General features: G+C 40.2%; 6 protein-coding genes and 1 tRNA gene. 3 read left to right on the top strand and 4 right to left on the bottom strand.

Annotated features, from left to right (window positions below; translation table 11 throughout):
* The first annotated feature begins 104 nt into the window (after positions 1-104).
* Complete coding sequence (locus AN944_RS11330) at positions 105-1,955, top strand: autotransporter assembly complex protein TamA (RefSeq protein ID WP_408005081.1); 1,851 nt, start codon at positions 105-107, stop codon at positions 1,953-1,955.
* On the top strand, positions 1,955-5,905 hold the full coding sequence (locus AN944_RS11335; protein ID WP_055024728.1) for a translocation/assembly module TamB domain-containing protein: 3,951 nt from the start codon (positions 1,955-1,957) through the stop codon (positions 5,903-5,905). The genes AN944_RS11330 and AN944_RS11335 overlap by 1 nt, the downstream gene beginning before the upstream one ends.
* Positions 5,906-6,074: 169 nt before the next feature.
* Here AN944_RS11335 and rplY read toward each other — a convergent pair whose 3' ends face one another.
* From rplY to AN944_RS11350, 3 genes are all read right to left on the bottom strand, one after another.
* Entirely contained in the window at positions 6,075-6,362 is a 288-nt protein-coding gene (gene rplY, locus AN944_RS11340) for a 50S ribosomal protein L25 (protein ID WP_055024729.1), read from the bottom strand.
* Positions 6,363-6,562: 200 nt separating this feature from the next.
* Positions 6,563-7,111 (bottom strand): DUF882 domain-containing protein, encoded by a 549-nt coding sequence (locus tag AN944_RS11345; RefSeq protein ID WP_055024730.1) that lies wholly within the window; start codon positions 7,109-7,111, stop codon positions 6,563-6,565.
* Positions 7,112-7,263: 152 nt separating this feature from the next.
* Positions 7,264-8,721 carry a murein L,D-transpeptidase gene (locus AN944_RS11350; RefSeq protein ID WP_055024731.1) on the bottom strand — a complete coding sequence of 486 codons (1,458 nt, stop codon included), beginning with the start codon at positions 8,719-8,721 and terminating at the stop codon, positions 7,264-7,266.
* A gap of 151 nt (positions 8,722-8,872) precedes the next feature.
* Between AN944_RS11350 and AN944_RS11355 the strand changes: the two genes are divergently transcribed.
* Entirely contained in the window at positions 8,873-9,238 is a 366-nt protein-coding gene (locus tag AN944_RS11355; RefSeq protein WP_225442276.1) for an HU family DNA-binding protein, read from the top strand.
* Between the two features lie 571 nt (positions 9,239-9,809).
* Here the strand turns inward: AN944_RS11355 and AN944_RS11360 are convergent.
* A tRNA-Leu gene (locus AN944_RS11360) sits at positions 9,810-9,895 on the bottom strand.
* Between the last annotated feature and the right edge of the window lie 2 nt (positions 9,896-9,897).

Genomic DNA, 9,897 nt, shown 5'->3' on the forward strand with positions numbered 1-9,897 from the left:
TTTGTAACCATTTCAGGCGGTAATTTCAATCATAACCTTGCCTGATTGCGGTAATCTGGCGACAATAGGTAAACCATCTTTATTTGTTGATAAGCATTCAGTCATTGTTATCCAAGTCTTTACAATATTGCCTAGTCATTTGCGTTGCCCTTGTTTCATTGGCATCAAATTTTGCTTGGGCTAAAAAAGATGAATGGCTAACGATTGAACTGCAGGGTGTTTCTGGCAGTTTGGCCAAAAACGTACGTGCTCACTTAGGTGAATCACCCACTTCTCAAGTTCAGCGCCGCGCATTTTTGTTTACCGTAGAAGATAATGTTACTGCTGCACTTGAATCAATGGGCCGATATCACGCAAAAGTGGATATTAATGTTACCGAGTCCAAAAACTCCCCTTGGAAACTCACTATTAATATTGATGAAGGCGAACCGACTATCATTCAATGGATTGACATCAAATTCAGTGATGAAATGCTCGATGATAATAGTTTTAATCGCTGGATGAATCAGTTAACAATTAAACCAGGTGATACCCTTAACCATGGTGTTTATTCAGAATTAAAATCAAATCTAGTAACACTAGCACTGGCCAGAGGCTATTTTGACGGGGCTTTTACTCGCTCTGAAATTGAAATTAATCGTGATTTAAATACCGCTAAAATCCACCTCTATTTTGAATCAGGAAGACGATACAAAATGGGTGAAGTCACGTTTTCAGGCCAGACCATAAATGATGATTTACTTGAAAAGCTCATTCCATTTGACCCTAATGCGAATTACTCAACCCAACGGCTAAACCGGCTTAATCGGAATTTAATTGATACCGGTTATTTCAGTAATATTAAAGTGTTACCTCAAATTGATAACATGTCTGAGACTAAAGTACCGATTAAAGTTGATTTAGCCCCAAGACCCACTCACTCTTTTGAAGTGGGTTTGGGCGCCGATATTGGAACCAATGCAGAAAAAACCGTTGAGCCAAGAGTTCGGCTTACTTGGCGTATGCCAGAAATTAACAGTTATGGTCATACCCAAGAAACCACAATGGAATGGTCGCCTGACAGACCGAAGTTTTTAACCACTTATACCATTCCGTTAACTCATCCTCTTGATGATCAGCTTAAATTTAGGGTTGGTTTATTACGTGATAAATACGGGGTGACGCAAGATTACAATGAAGATGACAGAAACTACGATTATACGGGGCAACTGGAATCTGAAAAACGCTTGTTTGGGATAATCAGGCAACAACGATTAGACAGCGGCTGGTTATTTGGCTACTCCTTAGAATATAACCATGAGTTTTATAATCAATCTGATACTGACTATGACCCGCAATTTGTATTGGCTGGTTTTGGATTAAGTAAAACAACGCGTGGAGACAACACCTTAGACCCTAAGTCAGGCTTTAGACAAACTTACAGTCTCGAGTATGGCGATCCTAATCTAGGCTCTGAAATTCGCTTAACGAAAATCGAAGCAAAATTAAAATGGATTGATACTTTTTTTGAACGTCATCGTTTTGTATCACGTCTGGATTTAGGCGCAAATATTGCCGATAGTGATCAAATTGATCAAATCTCGCCTTCACTTCGTTATTTTGCCGGTGGCGATCAATCGATTCGTGGTTACGGCTTTCAAGAATTAGGCCCTTATATCGATTATGTTAACTCTGAAGGCGGCTTATCGAGACAGGTTGTCGGTGGACGCTATTTAGTCGTTGGTAGTTTAGAGTATCAATATTATCTCACTGACACTTGGCGAGTCGCCACTTTTGTCGATGCAGGTAATGCTTTTGATACTGAACAATTTGAGCCTGTAGTCTCTGTTGGCGGCGGTATTCATTGGATTTCACCTATTGGTCCTATTAAGTTTGACTTAGGTGTAGGCCTAAAAGAAACTGAAACCATTGACCGTTCTTGGCGAATTCATTTAACCATGGGGACAGACTTATAATGACTGATTCTATGCCCCCTAAAACAGAAGATAGCAATCAACACGACAGTTCGTCGTTAGCGCATATACCTGCATCAAAACCACCAAAATCATTTTTAGGTCGTTGTTGGCAAGCGTTTAAACTCTGTACTCGTACTGCTATTTATATCCCTTTACTGTTATTGATGCTGATAGCAATACTGATTGGCACTCCGATTGGTGCCCAGATCAGTGTGATGCTAGCTAACCAATTTGTTCCTAACTTAGCGTTAAACTTAAAATCAGGCACTATAAACAATCAACTTGAATTTACTACCGCTCGTTGGTCAATGGACGGTGTCGCTGTAGAGGTTGAAGGCCTAAGCCTCTCATGGGTTCCAACTTGTCTTTTTAACAATCAGATTTGTGTTGATAACTTATTTGCTGAAGATGTTACTGTCATAGTACAAACCGATCAGTTTGCAGATGATGAACCTTCTAAGCCATCAGAAAATGACAACCCTAAAGACACCAATAATGAGGATGTCGCTGAGCAGCAATCTCCTTCACCGTTAATCTTACCCGTCACTATTGGACTCAATCAATTAGATCTGAACGACGTAAAAGTCACAGTGAATGACATGCGTTACAACGCAGGTCGCCTGCAAGGTAAAGCGTTATGGAATAAGAGTGGACTCAGAGTAAATTACTTACATAGTGAAGGCTTATTAGTCGATATACCATTAGGTGAATCTTCCCAACAAGATACTGCCGATGCGCAAGCAACCTCTAGCCCAGATAATCAAGATAAAAACGTTTCATCATCAGAATTAGAAACCTGGGCCATGGCCAACTTGCCAGCCGTTTACATGACTTTTCCTATTTATGTTGATGAGCTCATTACCCATGACAGCGTAATGAAATTAGGTAATAGAACTGATAATTTTTCTCATATTTCACTAACTGGTAGCTATGTTGAATACTTAATTGATGTGCAAGCATTATCGGTCTCTCATGATTATGGCGAGGCTTCTCTCGTTGGTGATATTAGTCTTAATCATGACTACCCAATGAATATTGATGCCAAGTTTAACCTTAATAAGGTGACTGAAGTACCTGAGTTAACTCAACAAAAAATAGCGATTGAGGCCGAAAATGGTTTCGACAACTTATCGTTATTAGTGTCTGCGACTGGCGATGTAGACATCGACTTTGAAGCAATTATTGAGTTAAGTAAGCCAGAAATGGATTATCAAATTGAAATTGCTCAAGCAAATATTAACTGGCCACTTGATAAGCCCGATTACACCGCGAGATTAAGTAAGCTCACCAGTAAAGGAAACATTCATCAACAGTCTGCCATTTTTAGTGGTGATTTTTTAAGCCCGTATCACCCTCTTTTAGTGCTTGATGCCAATATTGAGCTTAGTCAAAATGAGCTCATTATCTCGCATCTTGATGTCGAGTCAGAAGCTGGAAACCTAGTAGCAGACGGCAACCTCAACTTTGATGATAAGGTCAGTTGGTCAGCACAATTAGCGACATCTTCGCTTCAACTAGACAAAATCCCCTATCTTTATGAATTAACGGAACTTGCAAGCAATATTGATGGTTCACTGCTATCCGCTGGCGTTATTGATGATGAACAATGGCAAATAACCGTAGAAGATGCCGATCTCAGTGGCACATTAAATGATTTTCCGTTAACGGTGAAAGGGAATATCGATTTCAATGATAAGTTCGCCATCAATGCCGACAATTTACAGGCAAGTGCTTTAGGAGCAGAACTATTAATTAATGGTCAAGCTAGCCGTTTTTGGGATGTCGATGCTGAGCTCTCCGTACCTGATGTTAGCCAGTGGTTACCTAATGCTAAAGGCGAGATTTATGCAAAAATTGATGTGACAGGGGATGATACGCAACCAATCGTTGACGTAAGTGGCCGAGTGAGTAATGTTAAATTTGCTGATATTGATATTGAACAGTTAACTCTTAAAGGCCATTACCTACCGTTAAATGAACATCAATTTACGCTTAGCATCAATAATAACCAGCTTTCATGGCAACAGATTGATTTAACAGAGTTAACGCTTAGCGCCGAAGGAACCCTTGCTGAACAAAAAATTAAACTCAATACGCAAGGTGACATCGCATTAAACACTCAAATCAATAATCAGTTTAATGAACAAAAGCAAACCTTTAATACCGACATTAACTCACTTGTTATTTCAAATTTATTAGGTGCCTGGCAAATAAATAACCCTGTTAATATCCAATGGGATCAGCTCAATCAAGATGGACAGATTACGCCTTTTTGCTTAATTCAAACCCATAGTAGTCTGTGCTTAAACCAGCAAGGTCGATTTGGTACTCAAGGCGATCTTTCGCTAAGTATCAATGGCCAACCAGGTAACTTGTTACAGCCGCTGCTACCTCCTCGTCTAAACTGGATTGGTGAGTCCGACTTAGAAGCAACAGCTCAGTGGTCAGAAACTGACAAACTTAAAGCCAACATTGCACTATTGCTTAATGGTGGGGATATAGCATTACGCCGCACTGAAAACGATCGAATCAACCTACACTACGATACCATCAAGCTGGATGCTGTGATTGATGAAACACAGCTCAAAAGCAGCCTTATTGTTAGCGCTGAGAATATTGCAGAAATTAACAGTCAAATCAGTATTAGTAATGATGAAGAACGCGCATTAACAGGCTTTATCAAAGCCGATACGATTAATATAGGGCCTCTAAGGGGCTTTTTCCCTAAACTCGCAACATTAGAAGGCTTGTTCGCAGCGGACCTGAGTATATTAGGTAACCTAACTCAGCCTGAGGTGCAAGGAAGCTTAAGCCTAGAAAACGGGGCTTTAGCCACAACGAACAACCCAACGTTAATTGACGATATTACTCTAGCAATGCAGTTAAAAGGTCAACAGGCAAAAGTTGATGGCACGTTAGCAATGGGAGATGGTAAAGCTAGTGTTGCGGGTACGTTGGCTTGGCCTGATGGTCGATTTAGCGGTGATATTGATATTCTGGGCGACAAGCTCGCATTTATTCAACCTCCAATTGCGATATTAGATATTTCTCCCGACATCAATATTACTTTCGACACAACGCAACTGGCGATAAAAGGCAATGTCGAAATTCCAACGGGTGAAATTACAGTTGTTCAGCTTGCAGAAGGCGGCGTTGCCGTTTCCTCAGATGTCGTATTTAACGATTCTATTTCTGAAAAAGAACAGCAAACAAGCCCTTACGCCGTGGTCTCGGATTTAAATATTAAAGTTGGTAATGAGTTACTGATTGACGGTATGGGCCTTAGCGGAAAATTACGTGGCACCCTTTTGCTGCAACAACAAGCATTCAAGCCTCCCCTACTATTTGGTGATATTAAGGTCACTAATGGCTCTTATAAATTCATGGGACAAACACTGACGATTAGTACGGGCGAAGTACAATTCTCCGGCCCTACCGAAGTCCCTAATCTAAATATTGAAGCAGTCAGAGAAATTAAAGATGAAGACTTAACTGCGGGCGTACGAGTGACAGGTACAGCAATGCAACCTGAGGTCACCTTGTTTTCAAGTCCAGCAAAAGAGCAAGCAGAAATTCTCTCTTATATTATTACTGGCGCAGGATTTAGTAACTCCAGCAACGAGCAAAATAATGCCTTAATGATGGGAGCCGCATTAAGCTTAGGCTCGCAATTAGGTGGTGGAGCAATCAATAATATTGGCTCAACAGCCACAGGATTGATTGAAAAATTTGGTTTTTCTAACGTCCAGCTTGATGCGAACGATGAAGGACGATTTGCCATTAGTGGCTACATTGGCGAAGACTTAATGGTGAAATACGGTATTGGTGTATTTAACCCAGGATATGAGATGACAGTTCGATACTATATTTTGTCACAGTTATATTTAGAAACCGTCTCAGGGACGATCAATCAGTCTCTTGATATTTACTACAGTTTTAACGTCGATTAATCCGCTAAAACGATAGCAACCGCTATTGCTATAAACATGATAGTAACCGCTATTGCTATAAACGTAATACAGCTTGTCATTTCACAGTGAACTACCGTTACTTCAATACCGCCAATTTACAGACACAAAAAAAGCGCCATTAAGGCGCTTTTTTCACTCAAACTAGCAATTAAGCAAATTTGAAATCAATGTGTTCGATTAGCGTTTTGTACGCGTGACGTTGCATTGCTTGTACACGTACTTTAACTTCTTTACCGTCGATAACTAGTGTTAAGTCAGTGTTGTAGAAGTCATCATTCAATTGAATGTTTACGATATCTTTTTGAGCCATTTTGATTGACATTGGCTCTTTACCTGGACCGTAGATAACAGCAGGAACTAAATTCGCATGACGTAGGCGGCGGCTCGAACCTTTCCCGATTTCAGTACGGATTTCAGCTTGAATAGTGTAAGACATGTGTTTCTCACTTATAAAAAATAAATTGATGTTGTTATTTTCGACCAATAACAACTCGTGCTTGTTCTTTAACAAAGCGCGCGGATTCTATCATAGCCACCTTGACTCAACAAGTTATTAAGTAAAAATCATACCATTCACTCATGCTCCTCAAGATAGTATCAAGCAGTCACATCGTTAATAGTGTCAATATGAAAACACTACCAACTTCTTACAGGACCACAATCCACATGAATAAAACCAGAACGTGGATAATAACCTACGCCACCCAATTTTAATGACTTTGCAGCATCACGAAGGCTTTTAAGCTCAACGCCAGGGATTGCAAGATCCATCGCCATTCCTTTCATGTGGTAGCTTTTCTTTGCGACTCCATTACTCTTAGCAGCTAACATATTGTTGGTTTTTGGTGAGCGGTAACCGGAAATGACATGAACTTCATCAGTATTACCTAAAGCCTGTTGTAGCTGATAAACAAATTCGTATAAACGCTTATCCATAGGCGCTGATTGGTTCTGACGATGATCGCGTAGTACTTCGCTAAATAATGACAAAGTATCTTGGTCATACTCACCTTCAGCCCAAAACTGGCCTTTTTGACGCTCTCCGGTATGACGATTGTAAAAACTGAGTTCTCTAACACCTTGAGTAGAACGGCTTGCTTGAACTGGATTGGAAAACATAGAAGCGACAGCAACACCACTTAAACCTAACACTAATTGCCGACGGGCAGGACACACTAAAGACATTCACTCACCACTTTCAAATAATCAAAAACATGTGCGTTTTTTACACAATTGAAAGCGAAGTTAAACGGAAAATGAGACAATAGCAAGCATTCAAGCCGATAAAATCAGCTTAAATTATGAACAAAACAGCAAGTGTTAATCTGGTCAATAACTTAACGAGAAGACACTTGTAACGAAGTTGCTGCATTATTAGCCACTTCAGTTTGCTTAATGTTATTTAAATGATAAATGTCATTACGGAACTGAGCGAGGTTAGTTTCATCAACCCACGCATTCCAGTAAACCAGGTGGACTGGCACTGTTTGAGAAAGTGAAAACCATTGCGTTTGCTCGCCTTGCTCCTGCATTCGATGCCAAGTGCGTTTATCAATCACCACATTTTCGGCAAACCACTCCGCTAGTTCTTGTACTTTTTCGATTCGAATGCAGCCAGATGATAATGCTCGGTCATCTTCATCAAACAAGGCTTTATCTGGCGTGTCATGTAAATAGATATTGAGATCATTTTTAAAGTGAAATTTGTAGCGTCCAAGCGCATTTATCTTACCTGGCCTCTGCACTAACCGATAAGGAAACGGGCCTGTTGAAACAATATCTTGCCACTCTGAAGCTGTTTTATTCACTTTAGTACCAGTGATATCAAACACATCAAACTGCCTGTCAGTAATGTAATGTCCATCTTGGGCAACCTTTGGCAGAATATCTCGTCGCATTAGTTTTTTAGGAACGGTCCAAGTAGGGTTGATGACGATGTTGGAGATTTGCCCCTGCATCACAGGTGTTCGTCTGTAGGCTTTGCCTACGATCACTCTAGAGCTCAATGCGATTTGGCTTTCATTGACTAATACCATTTCAAATGCAGGTATATTCACTAACAAGTAGCGCTCACCTAAGTCAGACAAATAACTGGTTTTTTCAACAAAATTGCTGGCTAATAATTCAGCGCGTTGCAGTGGAGTTTGATTAATCCAATGTAATGTTTTGGGGCCAATAACAGAATCAGCTTTCAAACCATGACGCTGCTGAAATCTTGCCACCGCCATCGCAATTGTATTGTCATAAGTGTATTGGGTTTCAGATCGAGAAGATAAATCTCCCAATAACCAGAGTCTTTGAGAAATCAAACTGATGGTCTTATGGCTATCACCTGGCCTTAATAAGCCACCAGGTTGTATTTGAGGCCAATCATGGCGTTGATTCAGCCACAATAAGCGCCTAATGTGATTTTGAACACTAAGATAGTCTTCAACCGCAGGCTCTAAGGCATAAACCTGTCGTTTTTCGGACATAGAAGAAGTCAGCGAATCATAAGGCAAGCGTACATTTCGATCATGCCAGAAGCGAGCGATCTCTTGTTGAATTTTGTCTATGTACTCGAGTTTTTCAGCCTCACTGCCCTTTTGCAAGATAGTTAAGTAATCTTGCCAAATAACGGAAGATTCCACTAATGAAAGTAAAGTCACATGCTGAGCAAGTGTTTTGTATGTTGCTGGCTGAATTTGATCTTTTGACAGCCTTTGAGACTGCACTGCATGAGTTTGGCCTGCAAAAGCAATTGATAACAAACTAATAAAAGTGAAAGAGACACGTAGATAATACAAAATTCTCATTCATTTCTCTCCCGTCTTAACGCCATAGACAATTAAGTATGGCAAAAAAATATCAACCTTGTGTTACAGACTGTGACGTTCAGTTACAAGTTACTACGAAAGAAGGATAAAAATAGAACAAAAAACTTAACCGCTGACTACTAAGCAGCTAATTGAACTAAAGAAACTAGGAAAGGATTATAAGAACTGTTATAAACATGCCCCGCAAAAATTTTTTCAATATTTATTCACTGCAGCATTTATGAACAAGAAGCAATTATTACAAGTCATGGCGTCTGATATCGGCGTTTCTCAATCTCAATTAAAGCCACAGTTAGAGCAAATTCTTATCCAACTTCATAAAGCGTTAGCAGAAGGCGAAAAAGTGTATTTACCGCAATTTGGCACCTTTGAATTAAGGTATCATTTGGCTAAGAATGGACGGAACCCGCAAACGGGTGAAAGCATCGAAATCCCAGGTTTTAATCAACCTAGCTTTAAACCTGCTCCAGCCTTTAAAAAATACATTAATCCATAAAAAGTAGCGTCAAAACGACAAATTAAAGCCTCCTATTTGGGATGATAGGAGGCTTTCACATCCTGTCTCACGTCATTTTCAAATCTTGCAAACGAGCGCTCAAATGCGTCTTACAAAGCTTTTGATATTTTATCCATAGCGGCACATTAAACAGTGGCCCAGCTAGCCTATCTTAAAACGACGAGGGATTTATCTTTTCCCCAAGAAGCAATTTTCAAATTTTAGATACAAAAAAGCCCCAACTTTCGTTGAGGCTTTTCGCATCATACTTACGTATGTAAATGATGATACCCGAGGCCAGCCTTAAACTGGCACGCCCTATCTTAAAACGACGAGGGATTTATCTTTTGCCCAAGAGGCAGGTTTCAAGTTCTAGATACAAAAACCCCGACTAATGTCGAGGCTTTCTTATAATGGTACCCGAGGCCAGACTTGAACTGGCACGCCCTATCTTAAAACGACGAGGGATTTATCTTTTGCCCTAGACGTAGATGCAAATTCAAATTTTAGATACAAAAAAGCCCCAACTTTCGTTGAGGCTTTTTCGCACCATACTTACGTATGTAAATGATGGTACCCGAGGCCAGACTTGAACTGGCACGCCTATTAAGCGAGGGATTTTAAATCCCTTGTGTCTACCGATTCCACCACTCGGGCAA

It is taken from the genome of Shewanella sp. P1-14-1 (assembly GCF_001401775.1).
Classification (GTDB): Bacteria; Pseudomonadota; Gammaproteobacteria; order Enterobacterales; family Shewanellaceae; genus Shewanella; species Shewanella japonica.

Coding starts and splice junctions, on each gene's coding strand:
- AN944_RS11350 (WP_055024731.1), bottom strand. CDS start 8,721: ATGAGAATTTTGTATTATCTACGTGTCTCTTTCACTTTTATTAGTTTG.
- AN944_RS11345 (WP_055024730.1), bottom strand. CDS start 7,111: ATGTCTTTAGTGTGTCCTGCCCGTCGGCAATTAGTGTTAGGTTTAAGT.
- AN944_RS11335 (WP_055024728.1), top strand. CDS start 1,955: ATGACTGATTCTATGCCCCCTAAAACAGAAGATAGCAATCAACACGAC.
- rplY (WP_055024729.1), bottom strand. CDS start 6,362: ATGTCTTACACTATTCAAGCTGAAATCCGTACTGAAATCGGGAAAGGT.